The 16804-nt window shown below is 45.5% G+C and carries 16 protein-coding genes and 1 pseudogene; 5 read left to right on the top strand and 12 right to left on the bottom strand.

Annotated elements, in window-relative coordinates; all coding sequences use genetic code 11:
• Window positions 1–77 precede the first annotated feature (77 nt).
• Window positions 78–791, top strand: a complete 714-nt coding sequence (locus tag H735_RS19165) for a hypothetical protein (RefSeq protein ID WP_020197061.1) — start codon at window positions 78–80, stop codon at window positions 789–791.
• Between the two features lie 138 nt (window positions 792–929).
• Here H735_RS19165 and H735_RS19160 read toward each other — a convergent pair whose 3' ends face one another.
• Window positions 930–1487: a porin family protein gene (locus tag H735_RS19160; protein WP_020197060.1), complete on the bottom strand. Its 558-nt coding sequence runs from the start codon at window positions 1485–1487 to the stop codon at window positions 930–932.
• A 303-nt stretch (window positions 1488–1790) separates the two neighbouring features.
• Here H735_RS19160 and H735_RS19155 point away from each other — a divergent pair, with 303 nt between their 5' ends.
• Window positions 1791–2624, top strand: coding sequence for a transcriptional regulator (locus tag H735_RS19155; protein ID WP_020197059.1), 834 nt, complete (start codon window positions 1791–1793; stop codon window positions 2622–2624).
• Complete coding sequence (locus tag H735_RS19150) at window positions 2615–3109, top strand: hypothetical protein (protein ID WP_020197058.1); 495 nt, start codon at window positions 2615–2617, stop codon at window positions 3107–3109. Before H735_RS19155 ends, H735_RS19150 begins: the two co-directional genes overlap by 10 nt.
• Before the next feature lie 133 nt (window positions 3110–3242).
• Here the strand turns inward: H735_RS19150 and fruA are convergent, their stop codons facing one another.
• Genes fruA through fruB form a run of 3 tightly spaced genes read right to left on the bottom strand, consistent with a single transcriptional unit; the run spans window position 3243 to window position 7127 of the window.
• Window positions 3243–4988, bottom strand: coding sequence for a PTS fructose transporter subunit IIBC (gene fruA, locus H735_RS19145; protein WP_020197057.1), 1746 nt, complete (start codon window positions 4986–4988; stop codon window positions 3243–3245).
• Window positions 4989–5007: 19 nt separating this feature from the next.
• Window positions 5008–5982: a 1-phosphofructokinase gene (pfkB, locus tag H735_RS19140; RefSeq protein WP_020197056.1), complete on the bottom strand. Its 975-nt coding sequence runs from the start codon at window positions 5980–5982 to the stop codon at window positions 5008–5010.
• Between the two features lie 11 nt (window positions 5983–5993).
• A complete protein-coding gene (gene fruB / locus H735_RS19135) occupies window positions 5994–7127 on the bottom strand; it encodes a fused PTS fructose transporter subunit IIA/HPr protein (RefSeq protein ID WP_005441930.1) in 1134 nt (377 codons plus the stop codon).
• 434 nt (window positions 7128–7561) lie between these two features.
• On the opposite strand from fruB, the gene cra reads away from it, so the two are divergent.
• Complete coding sequence (cra, locus tag H735_RS19130) at window positions 7562–8557, top strand: catabolite repressor/activator (protein WP_020197055.1); 996 nt, start codon at window positions 7562–7564, stop codon at window positions 8555–8557.
• Here the strand turns inward: cra and H735_RS19125 are convergent.
• Entirely contained in the window at window positions 8547–9500 is a 954-nt protein-coding gene (locus tag H735_RS19125; RefSeq protein WP_020197054.1) for an endonuclease/exonuclease/phosphatase family protein, read from the bottom strand. The genes cra and H735_RS19125 overlap by 11 nt on opposite strands.
• Window positions 9501–9626: 126 nt before the next feature.
• On the opposite strand from H735_RS19125, the gene H735_RS19120 reads away from it, so the two are divergent.
• Complete coding sequence (locus H735_RS19120; protein WP_005441925.1) at window positions 9627–10166, top strand: RNA-binding S4 domain-containing protein; 540 nt, start codon at window positions 9627–9629, stop codon at window positions 10164–10166.
• Window positions 10167–10279: 113 nt separating this feature from the next.
• Here the strand turns inward: H735_RS19120 and H735_RS19115 are convergent, their stop codons facing one another.
• The 7 genes and pseudogenes from H735_RS19115 to H735_RS19090 all read right to left on the bottom strand — a co-directional run bounded on the left by H735_RS19115 (window position 10280) and on the right by H735_RS19090 (window position 16741).
• A complete protein-coding gene (locus tag H735_RS19115; RefSeq protein WP_020197053.1) occupies window positions 10280–11098 on the bottom strand; it encodes an EAL domain-containing protein in 819 nt (272 codons plus the stop codon).
• A 93-nt stretch (window positions 11099–11191) separates the two neighbouring features.
• A complete protein-coding gene (locus H735_RS19110) occupies window positions 11192–12112 on the bottom strand; it encodes an amino acid ABC transporter permease (protein WP_020197052.1) in 921 nt (306 codons plus the stop codon).
• A gap of 76 nt (window positions 12113–12188) precedes the next feature.
• Window positions 12189–13007 carry a transporter substrate-binding domain-containing protein gene (locus H735_RS19105; RefSeq protein ID WP_020197051.1) on the bottom strand — a complete coding sequence of 273 codons (819 nt, stop codon included), beginning with the start codon at window positions 13005–13007 and terminating at the stop codon, window positions 12189–12191.
• Window positions 13008–13016: 9 nt separating this feature from the next.
• Window positions 13017–13814, bottom strand: coding sequence for an amino acid ABC transporter permease (locus H735_RS19100; RefSeq protein ID WP_020197050.1), 798 nt, complete (start codon window positions 13812–13814; stop codon window positions 13017–13019).
• A 3-nt stretch (window positions 13815–13817) separates the two neighbouring features.
• Entirely contained in the window at window positions 13818–14552 is a 735-nt protein-coding gene (locus tag H735_RS19095) for an amino acid ABC transporter ATP-binding protein (RefSeq protein WP_009704483.1), read from the bottom strand.
• 135 nt (window positions 14553–14687) lie between these two features.
• Window positions 14688–15325, bottom strand: a pseudogene (locus H735_RS30305) (lysoplasmalogenase).
• A 267-nt stretch (window positions 15326–15592) separates the two neighbouring features.
• Complete coding sequence (locus H735_RS19090) at window positions 15593–16741, bottom strand: iron-containing alcohol dehydrogenase (protein ID WP_009704481.1); 1149 nt, start codon at window positions 16739–16741, stop codon at window positions 15593–15595.
• Window positions 16742–16804 lie beyond the last annotated feature (63 nt).

Raw genomic sequence — 16804 nt, 5'->3', positions numbered from 1 at the left:
TTTTATGATTTTCTTACAAGCGATTGATAAATCATGCGTATACTAAGAACACATCATCATTAAAAGAGCGAACGCAAATGAACAATCGCGGATTACATGGACTCTTCCTGTTAGGTTCTCTAACGCTTATTGGCTGTTCTACGACAGACGGCGTTTCTTCAAATACTACGGAAGCGCAAGCGCCTGTCGAAGTGAAAAGTGCCGATGCGGCAACAATCGCAACTTGGATTGACCAAAGCATTCTGAACCCAGAAGGGCTTTCTTTAGCAAACGACAAGATCAACTACCAAGTGGGTTCCGCTGACTTAAACAGTGACGGTATGGCAGAGCACTTTGTGTTATTCCAAGATCGTTTCTTCTGCGGCAGTGGTGGCTGTACTGGTTACATATTCGATAACAGCGGTAAAGTGCTTAGCCGTATGTCAGTAACCAGAACGCCGATTGCACTTATAGACAGCTACAGCAACGGTTGGCAAGATTTTGTTGTGTGGAGCAATGGCGCATACCGTCAAATGAGCTTTAATGGTGACTCTTACCCAAGTAACCCATCTGTCGAGCCAAAATACGACCATAACACTCAAGTGCAAACAGCAATCGCGTATGTGATGGCAACCGAGCTTTACCAACAAGATGGTTACGACATTCTGCCTGTCGACGATAAAGAGATCTGGACGCCGGCGAACGTTTATCACTTTACCTTTAAGCATCATGGCGACCCGCACAGTGTGTACAATGCAACGGTGAACTTGAGCAGCGGCGACGTGGATATCGAATCTGAACCCATGCAATAAATTGTCGGTTTAAACACTGCCAACTTGAACAAGAAAAGGGCGAACACTTATCATAAGCGTTCGCCCTTTGTGGTTTCTATGTGTTTGCTTTTATTTCTATTGTTTTTGGAGCTTAGGCTGTTTTAGAACCTAGCCAGTTTAGAACTTATAGGTAGCGCCCGCATAGAAAGAGCCAATCTGTACGTCTGTATCCAGACTTGAACCTTTCGGTTTTACTGTGAAATGGTCCATCTCATACGCCACGCGAAAGGTGATGTTTTCTAATTGAATTGGCGTGTATTCCAGACCTGCACCGATACGTAGGGATAAATCATCTTCATTGTCTGTCGTCGGAATATCAACAGACATATAACCCAAACCAAAGGTTGCGAAAGGGCGCAGGCCATTATTGAATGAGTAACCAATATTCGCCGCTACCGAGACGTTGCTCGCACCTAAATCATAAGCGGTATCTACGATCTTAAAATCACCATAATTGGTGTACTGCGCTTCAACCGCAACGATACGGTTGAACTGATAACCACCAATGATTTTGAATGCGGTGCCGTTGTCATCCACTTTTGTAAACGGGTTATCGTCACTAAACGTGTTGTTACCCACACCGCCTCCAAGATAAAAACCTGAGACATCTTGTGAACCATTTGCTTGAGCACAAACGCTAAAAAGAGCGGATAAAAGGATGATTGTGTTTTTCATAGTTACCTCTGTATGACTGTCTGTCTTTTTATATTTAAAACGGTGTTCATTATCTAAATGAGGCGCTGAAAAACTAAATAAAAAGCAAACAAAAACCAAATAATTCCCATTGATTTAGCCACTTAGATAATTGTGTGTTTTTTATGTGATTGGAAGGTATGCATAACAAGAAATCGATGTTTGAATCCTTGATTACGTCCAAACTGGACGCTTTATGCTGGTGTGATGAGGTTGATTTGGTTTTTCGAGTGGTTTGAGAAACCTAACCTATAATTCAAGGAGTTGAGAAAGTAGTGAGCCTGTATGCATAGAATCTATTTCGCCAATTTAATCCTCGATCCGACGACAAGGAAACTGTCCAATTCAGACGGCGATGATGTTCCCCTAAGACCGCTGCCATACCATGTATTGAACTTGCTGATAGAAAAGCAGGGCGTGCATGTGACTCGTGAGGCGTTGTTCGAAATCTGTTGGGATGGCTCAGTCGTGACCGATCAAGCATTAACCAATGTGATTTCCGGTTTAAGAAAGAAACTGGCTCAGTTGAACGCACAAGGCGTACAGATTAAAACGGTGAGTAAAATTGGCTATTTACTGGAAGTTGATGCGGATGTGAAACCCATCAGACAGAAAGTTGAGATACCGGAACTCCAAACGCTCGAAATTGATGATGTTGAACCTCAAGTCAAAGCAGCGCCCAAACAAGAATCTGAATCGCGAGATAAGGCATTTAGTTTAACTCCGATATTGATGACGGCTTTCCTGATTATCGCGATTGTCTCTGTGCTTTATTTTCGTCCGTTTGTTCCACATCCTGATTTTCTTGATGATTCGGATTACCAACACTTTTCTGTGTCTGAAACCGAATTCTACTTTTACGACCAAAATCATGACGAGTTAGACCTTTCTGCTTTGGCAAAAAGCCTCAATGATGAGGTATTTCCGGTGTGTCCGGCCATCGTGTATTTGCGCGTATCCGAATCGGCTTATCAAGAAGGGGCGCATATTTTGCGTGCGTTTGCTTTCGCCAAAAACAGCAATAAGAACGTCAACTACATTAAGTTTTCTCTCGATATCGACACCTTGAAGGAAACGGTCTTAGAGAGCATGAGCAGGGCGGATGCAATATGCAGATAAACAAACTCCTCGTACTCAATATTGCATTGCTAACTGGCCTAGTGGGCGTGGTTGTTCACCAAAAGTATTTCCAATCTGATGAAATTACTGGTTCGCGTTGGGCGTGTGCAACGTTTGAAGAAGACTTTATTACCAGAGGTTACCGCCGTTATGAAAACATCAGTGACCGTTCTGTCGTGGTGTTTAGCTCGGATAGAGACATGTACATTTTCCAGAAAGGATCCTTGCTAACAAAAAAGGGCGAAAGCAAAGAATATGAACTGGTTTATAACGGCAAGTATCAAGTGGATGGTCATGCGCTTACCGTGGATTATCAGAAAGTAAGTTGGAATGAACAGCCAACGGAGAGTGAAGTGTTTGTAAGAGACATGAACTCATACGTGGGCACAAAAACGGACTTCATTTACAAAGTGGAGGACGAACAACTGTTCTTTTTCAATCAGAGCGAAACAGAAGAGAGTAACTTTATCTGCTATCGGATTTAGCGCCCGTTAGATTCCGCTTATCGCTCAATAAAAAACACCTCCCAATGCCGAGGCTAGAGGGAGGTGTCGAATGCCAAATCGAGGGAGGCATTGTTAATCGTTGCTTAGAACCATCTAAGCGAATTAGTCACGATTAAGCAGCTGCTTCTTGTTTCGCTTCTGCTTTGTTCTTTAGGAACGCGTAAGTGAAACCTGTTACCGCTGTACCTGCTGCAATTGCTACCAAGTACATTAGCACTGGTGAGATTGCGTTAGGGATAAGCAGTACGAACAAACCACCGTGTGGTGCCATCAGTTTTGCACCGAACAGCATAGATAGAGCACCAGTTAGTGCACCACCTGCCATACATGATGGGATTACGCGCATTGGATCTTTCGCTGCGAATGGGATTGCACCTTCAGAGATGAAGCACAGACCAAGAACGAATGATGCTTTACCTGCTTCACGCTCGCTTTGCTCGAATTTGTTCTTAGCAATGAACGTCGCAAGACCCATACCTAGCGCTGGTGTCATACCCGCCGCCATGATTGCAGCCATTGGCGCGTAAGTTTGTGAAGCCAATAGACCTACACCGAATGCGTAAGCGGCTTTGTTTACTGGACCACCTAGGTCGAAACACATCATCGCGCCAAGGATAATACCTAGTAGAACCGCACTGTCTGAACCCATGTTGTTTAGGAAATCAGTTAGGCCGCTCATGATGCCAGATACTGGACCACCCACGATGTAAATCATCACAAGCCCCGTGAACAATGTCGCCACGAACGGGATGATAAGGATAGGTTTAAGTGCTTCCATTGATTGTGGAAGTTTTACTTTGTCAGCAAGGAACTTAGCAGCGTAACCTGCGATGAAACCTGCTGCGATACCACCAAGGAAACCTGCACCAGTTGAACTAGCAAGCATACCGCCAACGAGACCCGGAGCCAGACCCGGACGGTCAGCAATTGAGAACGCGATGTAACCAGCAAGAACTGGGATCATCAATGCGAATGCAGAGCCACCACCGATGTTCATTAGCGCTGCTGCTAGCGTGCCTTCTTCTTTAAACGCTTCGATACCAAATACGAAGGATAGGGCGATGATCAAACCACCGGCAACCACAACTGGAAGCATGTGAGACACACCTGTCATTAGGTGTTTGTACGCGCCTTTCTTTTCTTCTGTCGCTGATGATGCACTAGAAGAGCCAGAGTGTTGGTATACGCTTGCTTGTTCAAACGCTTTGTCCATTTCTTCCGCTGTTTTCTTTAGAGCTGGACCTGTTTTGGTGCGGTACATCTTCTTGCCGTTAAAGCGGTCAAGAGGTACTTCGATATCTGCTGCGATGATGACCAAATCTGCGTCTGCGATTTCTTGGTCAGTCAGTTGGTTTTTCGCACCTACTGAGCCACGTGTTTCCACTTTGATTTGGTGACCACGACGTTTGCCTTCTTCTTCTAGCGCTTCTGCTGCCATGAAGGTGTGCGCAACGCCGGTTGGACATGCAGTGATAGCAACAATCTTTTTAGTTGCAGAGGCGCTTTCTGCTGGTGCTGCTACTTGTGCCGCGACTGTGGTTGCTTGCTCTAGCGTTGCTGCACTTTCAACCGCAGTTTGTAAGAAAGCGGGTGCGTCTTTCGCTACGGTGCTGATATCTGCTTGGTAGACTTTTTTACCTACGAAACGAGAAGTATCAACTGGAGTGTTAGCCGCAATTACGATCGCTTCTGCTTGTTCAATGTCAGCGTCTGTCAGCAGTGTTGGTTCAACCACGCTTGATTGGCATTCAATCTTTGCGTTCCAACCCAGCTTCGCCGCTGCTTGTTCTAGTAGACCTGCCGCAATGATGCTGTTCGCAACACCACTTGGACAAGCTGTAATAATGGCAATATTCATACTGATAACCTTCTGTTCCTTAGTTTTTGTCTAAGTTCGTATTAGGGTAAAGCTCGGTTACTTGCGTTTGGAGCTTGATGTTCTCCAGTTCTTCCTGACTGGTTAGGCCAACGCCAACTTGGCTTACTGCTAGGGCAGAAAGCGCGGTAGCGAAGCGCAGTAAATCGTTTTTCGGCATCACTTGCATGTGACCCCAGCACAAGCCAGCAACAAGCGTATCGCCAGCGCCAACGGTGCTTACTACATTCATTCGTGGTGGTTGAGCACGTAACCATTCGCCTTGGTTCAGCCACATCACGCCGTCTGCACCCATAGAAACCACGATGTTCTCAATGCCTTTATCGCTTAGCGTTTGCGCTGCTTCTTGGCATTGTTCTGGCGTTGAAAGGTGCTCGCCGACAAAGTCACTTAGCTCTTCGTCGTTTGGTTTGATCAACCAAGGATGAGCGTCGATGCCTGCGCGTAGTGCCGCTTTGCTGCTATCGAACAAGACTTTCTTGCCTTGCTGATGCAGCTTCTCAATCCATGCTGCGCATTGCTCTGCAGTAATGCCGCCCGGTAGGCTGCCTGCCAATACAAAGTAATCGTGTGTTTCTGCAAGGCGGAATAGGGTTTCTTCAAAGCGCGCGATTTCTTCTGCCGTAGCTTGAACGCCAGGGAAGTTGATGTCGCTCACTTGGCCATCTGCTTCGACCAATTTCACGTTGATGCGAGTTGCGCCTTCGACTTCAACGAACTCATTTTTAACCTTGATATCGCTAAATAGCTGGTGGAACAGCTCTGGGTTGTCTTTGCCAAGAAAGCCCGTCACTGTTACGTCAGCACCTAGGTCACTTAGTACTTTCGCTACGTTTACGCCTTTACCTGCCGCGTGTAGGTTGCTCTTTTCAACTAGGCTTACAGAACCTACTTTGATTGATTCCAGCGAACCTGTTAGATCAAGGGCAGGGTTAAGCGTGATGGTAACGACTTTGTTTGTTTTCAATACTGTCATTCTCTCGCCCCTTAACCTTCGCCAAGACCAGATGCGATTGCTTTGCCGATTGATTCAAGTGCTTGTGCAGCATCTGGACCTTCAGCAGAGAATTGAAGCTGGTGACCGTGTTTCACGCCTAGCGCGATAACTTTCATTAGGCTCTTCGCGTTTACCGCTTTGCCATCGCCATCTAGGTTTGCCACACGAATGGTAGATTCGAACTTCTTCGCTTCTGCTACTAGCATTGCGCCTGGACGAGCGTGTAGGCCGTGAGCGTTTTTGATCTTGAAGATTGCTGTGTTGCCATCTTCAGCTGCTTCTGTTGCCATTTCTTCGCCTTTGAACAGTGCAAGGATCTGTTCAGCAGAAGCATCAAGTAATTTGCTGTGTTCGTTGTTAAACACAAGCTTTGAAATCGTGCTAAGGATAGATTGGTGAGCGTTGTTGCAAGCTGCAAATGCAACTAGAGCACGCACTTTCTCGCCTTCGAACTCACAATCATTGGCTGTTGATACAAAAGAAACGCCAGTGCGAGTTACTTGTTTATCACTACCAACAAGCCATAGACCTTGGCCTAGATGCGTTGGCGTTTTCGTTACTAGGTCTGCAACGAACTCCGTACCTGCACAACCAGTGTTTTTAAGTAGGCCGCCGGCAACCGCGCTCATTTGAATCATGTCACTTGCTGGGAATAGCAGTTGAATGAGAGAAGCATCGAAATCCGCTTCTAGCTGAACGTCGCCGTGAAGTAGGGCAATGATGTCGTCTTCGTTTTTCGCATTGCGTAGACGCTCTTCAACGCCGTCCGCACCCAATACTTTTGTTAGTTGCTTAAGAATGCCTAAGTGCTCGTCTGATTTCGCTGCAATACCGATAGCAACGTAAACTGTGTTGCCGTCGCCCCATTCAACGCCTTCTGGGAAGTGGTGAACAGCAACACCCGTAGTTTTCACCATTGAGCGCGTGTCAGTTGTGCCGTGTGGAATCGCGATACCGTTACCTAGAAACGTAGAGTTCTGGTTTTCACGGTTTAGCATGCCTTCTACATAGCCTTGTTCAACCAGACCTTTGTCTGTCAGGCTCTGAGCGATGCTTTTGATCGCTTCAAACTTATCTGTAGCGGATTGAGATAGGGTAATGTCGTTCTTACTTAGCTTAAGCATGGTGCTTCTCCAGCCTTAAGGTATCTATTTCTAATTCATCTTGGCTACGCAGTACTTTGTTTGCGTAACGCCGTTTATCTATGGTTGCTGAACGTGTCTTTGTTCGTCATTTCTCTATTCGAGACGGTTTTGCTTAACAACAATTTGCTGAACAAAAGAAACTGAATCGATTCAGCACTTGGTCAAATTTTTTAAAACACTCAGCGAAACTGTTTTTAAAATCGAAACTTAACCACTCAGTGTCTCAGTGTCTCAGTGTTTTTAAAGCCTAGTAAAGGGAGACGCTATTGCTTGATTTTGGTGATTCTCGTCAATTTTTGAGTTTTGCTGAATCCTTTCAGCTTTTATACTGAATCGGTTCAGCATATAATTCAACTTATCGAAGGATCGTTGATGTATTAATATGATCCCGCGCACAGAATAGGGCTTAGAATATGACACTGGATGAAATAGCGAAATTAGCTGGGGTTTCAAAGACCACGGCAAGCTATGTGATTAACGGAAAAGCGCAGAAATACCGCATCAGCGAAAAGACTCAAAAGAAAGTCATGGCGGTGGTTGAGCAGTACAATTACAAACCGGATCACGCAGCATCTTCTTTAAGAGCGGGCAACTCACGTTCGTTCGGTTTGATCATTCCAGATTTAGAGAACACCAGTTACGCACGTTTAGCAAAGCTGATTGAACAGAACTCGCGTAAAGCAGGCTACCAAATTTTGATTGGCTGTTCTGATGATGATCCGCAAACGGAGCAAAAGGTTGCAGAGGCGCTTGTGAGTCGTCGTATTGATGCGCTATTCGTTGCGAGCAGTATGCCAGCAGCGAGCGAGTATTATCTCAAGCTGCAAAACTCGGGTACGCCCGTTATCGCACTTGACCGTCCTATGGATGATGAGCACTTTTGTTGTGTGATCAGCGAAGATTTTGATGCGGCGTTTGAGTTAACCGAATCGGTATTGTCTTCAGAGATTGATTCGATTGGTTTGATTGGTGCGTTAGAAGAACTGCAAGTCTCTAAAGAGCGTGAACTTGGTTTCCGTTCGGCTTGCCAGCAAGGTAGCACTGGCGTTTTGGTTGGCTATGGTCAGCACTTCTCCCGAGAAGAAGGCAAGAGGGTACTCGAAGGTTGGATTGCAAATGGCAAGCTGCCAGATGCTGTGGTGACCATGTCTTACACCTTATTAGAAGGCGTATTGGATGTGATGTTAGAAAAGCCAGAGTTGATGGGCAAAGTACGTTTGGCCACGTTTGGTGATAACCGCTTGCTCGATTTTCTTCCAATCAAAATCAACTCTCTTCCACAGCAGTTTGAGCTGATCGCCGACAGCGCAATGGAGTTGGCGCTTAATGCCTCAGCCAAACGCTATAAAGCGGGTGTAGAGTTGATTCCGCGTAAGATTGTAAAGCGCCACACCGACGTTAAAGCTTAATTTCTACCGTCAGCGCCACAAATGCGTGGTCGCTGGCGTTTTTATCTCTCTCAAAAGACGGATTGATTAAGTGTGCATCCAGCACTTGGTAGTTCGTGACTTCTGCTATTGATACATCGGCATGCGCATCAAACTCTTGCGACAACAAGATGTAATCCAACACGTTTCCTTTCGCAAAGTGGTAGTGCGTTGCTGGCCGTGACTCTAGTGAGGGCGTTACTTGCAATTCCCATCCGTCATTGAGCTGTAAATCAGTGACGCTGTCACCGTAATGCTCAGTCAAAACATTGTTAACGCTGGTTGAAGTAATGCCTTGGTTCATATCACCCATTAATACTGTCGGCATTGGGTTCAAAGCGTATTGCCTTTGCATTGCGTCACGCAGCATTGCCGCTTCCCAACCACGTTGTTGCGTAGATAGCCAACGGGCAATTGGTCTGCTCGCTTGTTCTGGAGTGGTTGAATCGGCAGGGCGCTGTGACTTCAAATGTGTGACGTACACAGAGAGATGACCAATAATTGGATGAACAATGCAGGCACGAACGGGTTTACGGCTAAAAGGTGGCACGTCGATATCACCAAAGGCATTGAGCGTGTCTTTATCGAACGTAACCGCTTCAAAGCTTTCAATCGGAAAGCGCGAGGCCACTGCAACCACTGGGCGAGAATAAATGTAATCGCCTTCAATGTGCGGCGTATCGACACAAGTAAAGTGTTCATAACCCATTTCAGCAAAGAAGGTTTTGGTTTCTTCGATGCTGAACACTTCTTGCAAGCCGATGATGTCGGGATTAAGTTGTTCGAACTGCGATTTGGTCCAAGCGAGTTTGTCCTGCCAATCGTCGCGAGAATATATGTTCTCGAAGTCGTAATACGCGCCAGGTGGTGCAACAAAGTTAAACAGGTTGGCGGTGGCAAAGGTAATGTGGTTCTTATTAGACAAAATATCGCTCGTTCAAGGAGTTATTGGGTGAGTATATACCCAATTGGACAAGATGAGTGAAGATCACGTTTCTATTTGTACGCATTCCGTTTAAACTCCGTTCATCAAGAAAAATGAGTAACGAACATGACCCAAGATTACGAACACGAAGAGTATTTAGAAGGCGAAGAGATTGAGATCGAAGCGATCGGTATCGACGTTGACGCGCACCCAATTGAGCTGTACAAGCTTTTCAAAATCGCGAACTTGGTGAGTGGTGGTGGTGAAGCAAAACACATCATCGAAGAAGGTTACGTTGCCGTAAACGGTGAGCTTGAAACTCGTAAACGTCGCAAAATGTACGACGGTGATTTCTTCGAATTTAACCAAGAGTACTACGTTGTTGTATGTGACGCGCCAGTAACCGAACCTGAAACGGCCGAAGAAAAAGCAGAGAAGAAGGCGAAAAAAGAAGCGCAAGCGGCACGTAAAGAAAAGTCTCGCTCGAAAAAGAACGATAAACCAAGTGCTAAAGGGCCTAAATCTACCGGTCGTAAAGCCGCGCATAAAGAGCGTAAAGCACAAAAAGAAGCATTGTCTCAATCTGCTAAGAAAGGCAAGAAAGAGGAAAAGCCGCAGGTTGCACGCGATCCTAAGAGTGGTCGTAACTCTATCGACTTCTTCTAGGCGATTCGTTTCGATATTAAGATCGACATAAACAGAAAAGCGCCGCCTTGGTGAGTAACCTAGGCGGCGCTTTTGTATCTAAAACATTTTAATCTGTATCTGTGGCAACGCGTTTAATGTAACACTTTGGCTGTTTCTTTTTGCTCAGTCCAATGGTGAATCGAGTTTGGTTTCGCAAGATAAAAGCCTTGGTAGTAATCCAAGTTTAGTGCTTGCATCGCTGAAAGCTGTGTATTTTCTTCGACACCTTCGATGACCACTTTTGCGTTCATCTCTTCAGCAAGATCTACTGCATTGGCGATCGCTAATGTGTCACCAGAGCAATAATCGAGTAGGTAAGAGCGATCTATTTTGATGATGTCTGGGCAAAGCTGCTTAACACGTGACATATCTGAATGGTGAGAGCCAAAATCATCAATCGCAAACAAGAAGCCGTTTGCTCTCATGAGTTGCACTGCTTGAATCAAAAGCTCTGTATCGCCGCAAGATTCCTCAACGACTGCAAAGACCACATCAGAAGGTTCCATACCTAACTCAAACAATCGTTTGTAGAGCAGGCCATTGTCTTTAAAGCCTATGTCTTTGGTCAGCGTCAGCAAGGTTTGTGGCATGACGTTAAGAAACAGTTTGATTGGTGAACCTGCAAAGTGACGAGCAAAGTTACGGATATGAATCGCACGGGAGAGAAATTCAATACAAAGTCGGAAGTAAGTATCGATGCTGGCATCAGCAAAGAAGAGATCCGGTCGAATATTCGTGCCATCTGCACCACGAATACGGAGCAGGGCTTCCATCCCGATCATTTGTTGGTGTTTATCAAAAATAGGCTGATAAACACTGTGGAAAGTGTATTGATTGAGCACAACGTAGTATTCGCCAAGGCTGTCCTGCCTTATGTACTGCTCGTAATCGGACTGCTTCTTTAACTCCATGAAAAACGCCAAAAAATTAGCATGAAAACGACTGTAACAGGATGGAATTCCGATTTGAAGCGCTATGCTGTCTTATTTTTGAAGCCTATTGAGTTAATTTGAAATAGATTCCGATTTTTTCTCGATGTATCTAAAAAACATTGATAGACCGAAACAAATCAGGAAGTAAACGAAGCCAACAATTAGCCAGATTTCGAAAATGTAGCCTGATGAGTTCGCCATCTCTGTGCCGACAAAGGTCATTTCTTGAATTGAGATCAGCGAAACGATAGAGGTGTCTTTAACCAGTGAAATGGTTTGTCCTGCAAGTGCCGGTGTAATCGCTTTTAGTACCTGTGGCGCGATGATGAAACGGTATTTCACCCAACGAGATAGACCAAGCGAGTCAGCCGCTTCCCACTGGCCTTTATCGACGCTCTGCAAACCGGCACGAACCACTTCAGCAATGTAGGCAGAAGAGAGCAAACCCACACAAAGCACACCGGACGCAAGGTTTTCCCATAGGTTAGCAGGGCCAAAGAAGAAGTGCTGAACCGCGTTAGGTTCGCCGCGATAGTTACGGAGAAGGTCTTCCAAGCCAAGTAATGGGATTAACTGGTTAGAAATGAAAAAGTAGAAGATGAATACGAACACCAAAGGTGGAATGTTTCGTACCAATTGAATAAATGCGTTGGCAGGCGTGCGCAACCAAACGGTATCTGAAAAACGTGCTAACCCAAGCAATGTACCTAATACCAGAGCAAAGATGATGCCCCAAAGGCTTAAGCGTAGTGTTGAGATTAGACCTTGGAAGAAATACGGCAAGCCGCCATCTGCTCTTGGAGTGAACAAGAGGTCGATTGTTTCTTTCCAATGCCAGATGTAGTTAACGCCAACGGTAGAACGATGATAGAGCCAAACCCCAGCCAACGCGCAGATGGCAAGCAGTACCCAATCGAGTAGGTTAAAACGACTTAAGAAAAAGCCTGATTTTGCTTTGGTTGGTGCAACACGAGTGGTGGTTTGTCCGCTCAAGGTTTAACTCCGATAGTAGAGAAGAAAACCGACCCGCAGTACGAGTCGGTATTATTAATTATTGCGACGATTAAGGTTATTGACCTTGTGCAACTTGGTCTTGCCAATCTAGTGTTGAGAACCAGGATTCGTAACGCTCATCTAGCCAACCGTCTTGGGTACGAGCTTCAATCCACTCGTTGAAGAAGGCTTTTTTATCTTCTTCGCCTAGGCGAACCGCGAATGCCTCATTACCTTTGGATAGACGCTCAGTAAATGGAATGAACAGTTTGTCAGCATGCTTGATCGCTTCATGCTCCGGTTTCGGGCTTGATGCAATTACTGCGTGTGCGTTGCCATTCAACACTTCTTGGAATGCTTGTGCATCGTCATCAAACTGAAGGATCTTCGCTTTAGGGAAAGTCTCACGCGCTACTTGCACAGTGAACGCGCCACGACGAGCGGCGATTTTCACACGGCGAGAATCAAAGTCTGAAAACTCACTAAAGCCCGCCGCTAGCTCTTTGTTTGCTGCTACTTGAACGCCTGAGTGTGAGTAAGGTTCAGTAAATAATACGCTCTTTGAACGTTCTGGCGTAATCGACATGCCGCCAATGATTACGTCGAATTTCTTAGCAAGAAGAGCAGGGATGATGCCGTCCCACGCTGTCGGTACAAACTCAACTTTTAAGCCTGTATCCGCTGCGAGTCGCTTCGCCACATCGATTTCAAAACCAATCAACTCGCCTTGTTTATTACGCATCGCCCAAGGTACAAATGTCGACATACCAACGCGCAGCGTGCCACGCTCTTTGATTTGATCAACGTTTGGTGTCGCTGCTTCTTCATTGGCTAATGAAGGTAAAGCAATTGCAAGCCCTAATAATGCAGTAATGGTCGCTTTGAATAACTTCATGTTATCTCCTTATAATTTGCGCCAACTGGCTCCTAGTTTGTGTTCTAGCCAAGCGGATAAGCCAGAAAGTGATAGTGTGAGAGCAAGGTAGATTGCTGCCACAGTAAACCAGATCTCGAACGGCATCGCCGTCTCAGATACGATGTTTCTTGCCTCGGTTGTAAGGTCGAATATTGCCATCACACTGACGATTGAAGAGTTCTTAATCAGTGACACCACTTCGTTAGTCAACGGTGGTAAAGTGCGTTGGAGTACCTGCGGAAGAATCACGTCTTTGTAGGCAAACAAAGGTGATAAACCTAAGGTTTTGGCGGCTTCAAACTGACCTTTTGGAATGCTGTTTAAGCCCGCACGGAAGATTTCTGCGGTATAAGCACCTTGGAATAGTGACAGTGCTAAAACAGCGGTACTGAATCTGTCTAACCCAATGACGGGGCCAAACACGAAATAGAGTAGGTAGATTTGCACCAGCAATGGGGTATTGCGAATCAACTCGACATAAGCAGTGCCGATCGCGTTACCAACTTTGGAGTTACTGAGTCGCAATAATGCGGTGACGAAACCAATCACTAATGTGAAGAAAAGACTGATGGCCGAAATCTTTAAGGTGACGATAAGACCATCGACCAATTCTGCTGGCCACCACTCACCATCTTCGTAAAAGGCGATGTAATCGGGTACGCGTTCCCACTGCCATTGGTACCCCATTGCTTGTGCGCCGGAATCGAGTACCCACACGATCGCTATCAAAAGGATGGAGATTTGTAATATGGCTTGTAAAACAGGTTTTAGGATTCGAATTACCATAGGCTAGTAGCTCAGAATCTGATTCAAAAACGCTTGGGTTCGTGGATGCTGCGGTGTTTCGAAAAGGGCTACAGGGGAGTTCATCTCGATGATTTCACCTTCGTCCATAAACACCACTCGATTCGCCACTTTCTTAGCAAAGCCCATTTCGTGCGTCACACAAATCATGGTCATGCCGCTTTGTGCGAGTTCCACCATTACGTCTAGCACTTCGTTGATCATCTCAGGATCGAGCGCAGAAGTCGGCTCATCAAACAGCAGTAGATCGGGTTCCATACAAAGGGAACGCGCGATGGCAACACGTTGCTGCTGACCACCAGAAAGTTGAATCGGATACTTATTGGCTTGCTCTTCGATGTTCACACGCTTGAGATAATGCATCGCACGTTCTTCGGCTTCTTGTTTGGATAGCTTTAACGTGCGGATAGGAGCAAGAGTGAGGTTTTCTAACACCGTAAGATGTGGAAACAGATGAAAGTGCTGGAACACCATGCCGACTTTGCCAGGTTTTTGAGCTTTAGAATCGGCTGGTTGTTCGAAGACGCTGAGTTCACCTTCTTGGATGGATTCTAAGTGGTTGATACAACGAATGAGTGTTGATTTACCTGAACCGGAAGGGCCACAAACAACAACGATTTCACCGGTATGTACTGAAAAATTAATGTCTTTGAGGGCGTGATATTCACCATACCACTTGTTTACGCCGCTGAACTCAACAACGATATTTTTCTCTTTCAAGGCTGCCAACTTTTAGAATAAATTTCTTTCTACAATAACAAGTTATTAACCGTATTGCACCTGTTAATCAAGCATAAACTGTCCAACTGGTGAGCAAATAACTCGTGATAAAACTAACCGATAATATAGTCAGTTTTAGAGGAAACGGATCACTATGGCGAACACGGACATCGTGATTAAATATTGGGCGGAATAGTAGGTGGTCATGACAACTTGTCGAGAGAAAATCGACGTGCCACCAAAGCGTTCAAACGCCAAAACCGCACCGGATAAAGTAAAGACAAAGCTGCCTAAAACTGCAAATGCGGAAGATTGGGTTTTACCACTGGCATAGTATTCCATCGACATCCACAACATGGCCATGAGGACGAAGATGTAACTGGCGACAGACCATTTCTCTTTCCCCAAATCGGTTTAAAGAAGAAATAGGCGCAGAGGCCGACGCCGAATACGGCAAAAGGCAACCAAGGTGTAAAGTGCCAAGCTGCCATATTAATGAAGCCTAAGGCGTAACAAATTAATGCTAGGCAAAATAGCTTAATACCGAGAATGAACTTGTCTTTCGGGTGCATCATGACTAAGTCACCGATAAGCGAAATTGACAGACCGGCGATGATCCACTGAGTGTAGGGAAGGTGATTTGAAGGTGATAGGAGTAGCATTCTAATCATGGCGACGATTGGAAGCGGTTTGGTCAAAAAGAACAGTCACTTTGGGCCAGTCTTAATACTGATGATATGTATGAGCGCACAAGCTATGACAATCAGCCACATACGAATAACTCTTGAATAGACGACTAAACGCTCATCTTTTTATGAGCAAGCTAAAAAATGACACTTCGAATAGTAAGCACTTGGTTTGTTTTTGGTCATCGGCTTACATAACAACATCGAACCATCGCTTATTTGTTAGTTTTCTAGCAGAAAAGTTCAATATTTATCGAGTTGTCAATGTTGCGCTAAATTAACATAAAAAAACGGCATTGTGTCCGCGTAGACACAATGCCGTCAAAAAAGGTAATAATTTAATAGATCGAGTCGTTATGCAACGGCAAGTTCTAGAATTTTACGGCTGTTTTCTAGGTCGATTGCTTGGTTTTCGCCAAGAACCGTCATGCCGTGTTTGTTCAGTTGATCAATGACAGCATCGATAGCTGCTTGACGGTCATCACCGTAACCTTCAAGTTGAGTCGCGACTTCTAGCTGATGGTAGAAAGCTTCAATCGATTGGATTGTGCGTTCTGCCAAATCTTCACCTTCTGCTAAGCCAAATACGTTACGACCCATTTGCTCAAGCTTAGGACGTTTGAATTCCATTTGGTTGCGAAGTAGAGATGGTTGAATGATCGCTAGTGAACGAGCGTGGTCTACGTGCCATAGTGCAGTCAGCTCGTGGCCAATCATGTGCGTTGCCCAATCTTGAGGAACGCCGCTACCGATTAGACCGTTCAATGCTTGGTTTGCTGTCCACATTAGGTTCGCACGCCATTGGTCGTTGTCGCGCTCCGCGAACTGATCACCCAATACTTTTAGGTTTTTAAGTAGCGCTTCTGCGTAACCGTCTTGAACCATTGCACCAGTTGGCAGTGTTAGGTACTGCTCACATACGTGTACCCAGGCATCAACTAGGCCGTTGATAAGCTGACGCTCTGGTAGAGTTTTCATTACGTCTGGGTCAAGCACGGCAAATTTTGGCTGAACAGCAGGCGCTAGAAATGCCAATTTGTCTTGGGTTTCTTTCTTAGTGATTACTGCGCCCATGTTTGACTCAGAACCTGTTGCTGGCAAAGTAAGAATTGCAGCAAGCGGCGTTGCTTCTGTTACTTGATGTTTGCCTACCATGATGTCCCAACCGTCACCGTCGTATTTTGCAGATGCTGCAACGTACTTAGAACCATCGATAACTGAACCACCACCAACAGCTAGGATAAAGTCAACGTTTTGCTCTTTTACGATAGCAACCGCTTTATCTAGCGTCTCTTTTGTTGGGTTTGGCTCTACACCTGAAAACTCAAGCCATTCGCGGCCTTCTAAAGCTTGTGCTACTTGGTCGTAAACACCGTTCTTTTTAATAGAACCACCACCGTAGATAACGAGCACTTTTTGATCGGCAGGGATCGCTTCTTTGATTGCTGCGATTTGGCCTTGGCCGAAGAAGATTTGAGTTGGGTTGACGTATGAAAAGTTCATTATTAGACCTCTTGCTTCCAATGTGAGGAGAGTGAATACATGCATATTAGTACGCGTTTGTGA

Origin of the sequence: Vibrio owensii CAIM 1854 = LMG 25443 (genome assembly GCF_000817815.1) — a bacterium.
In the GTDB taxonomy this organism is placed as follows: domain Bacteria; phylum Pseudomonadota; class Gammaproteobacteria; order Enterobacterales; family Vibrionaceae; genus Vibrio; species Vibrio owensii.
The sequence above is the reverse complement of the archived record's forward strand: the minus strand, read 5'-3'. Positions and strand labels throughout refer to the sequence as shown.

Excerpts from the sequence above, each read along its gene's own strand:
- H735_RS19165 (WP_020197061.1), top strand. The coding sequence starts at position 78 with ATGAACAATCGCGGATTACATGGACTCTTCCTGTTAGGTTCTCTAACG.
- H735_RS19160 (WP_020197060.1), bottom strand. The coding sequence starts at position 1,487 with ATGAAAAACACAATCATCCTTTTATCCGCTCTTTTTAGCGTTTGTGCT.
- H735_RS19155 (WP_020197059.1), top strand. The coding sequence starts at position 1,791 with ATGCATAGAATCTATTTCGCCAATTTAATCCTCGATCCGACGACAAGG.
- H735_RS19150 (WP_020197058.1), top strand. The coding sequence starts at position 2,615 with ATGCAGATAAACAAACTCCTCGTACTCAATATTGCATTGCTAACTGGC.
- fruA (WP_020197057.1), bottom strand. The coding sequence starts at position 4,988 with ATGAATATTGCCATTATTACAGCTTGTCCAAGTGGTGTTGCGAACAGC.
- pfkB (WP_020197056.1), bottom strand. The coding sequence starts at position 5,982 with ATGACAGTATTGAAAACAAACAAAGTCGTTACCATCACGCTTAACCCT.
- fruB (WP_005441930.1), bottom strand. The coding sequence starts at position 7,127 with ATGCTTAAGCTAAGTAAGAACGACATTACCCTATCTCAATCCGCTACA.
- cra (WP_020197055.1), top strand. The coding sequence starts at position 7,562 with ATGACACTGGATGAAATAGCGAAATTAGCTGGGGTTTCAAAGACCACG.
- H735_RS19120 (WP_005441925.1), top strand. The coding sequence starts at position 9,627 with ATGACCCAAGATTACGAACACGAAGAGTATTTAGAAGGCGAAGAGATT.
- H735_RS19115 (WP_020197053.1), bottom strand. The coding sequence starts at position 11,098 with ATGGAGTTAAAGAAGCAGTCCGATTACGAGCAGTACATAAGGCAGGAC.
- H735_RS19105 (WP_020197051.1), bottom strand. The coding sequence starts at position 13,007 with ATGAAGTTATTCAAAGCGACCATTACTGCATTATTAGGGCTTGCAATT.
- H735_RS19100 (WP_020197050.1), bottom strand. The coding sequence starts at position 13,814 with ATGGTAATTCGAATCCTAAAACCTGTTTTACAAGCCATATTACAAATC.
- H735_RS19090 (WP_009704481.1), bottom strand. The coding sequence starts at position 16,741 with ATGAACTTTTCATACGTCAACCCAACTCAAATCTTCTTCGGCCAAGGC.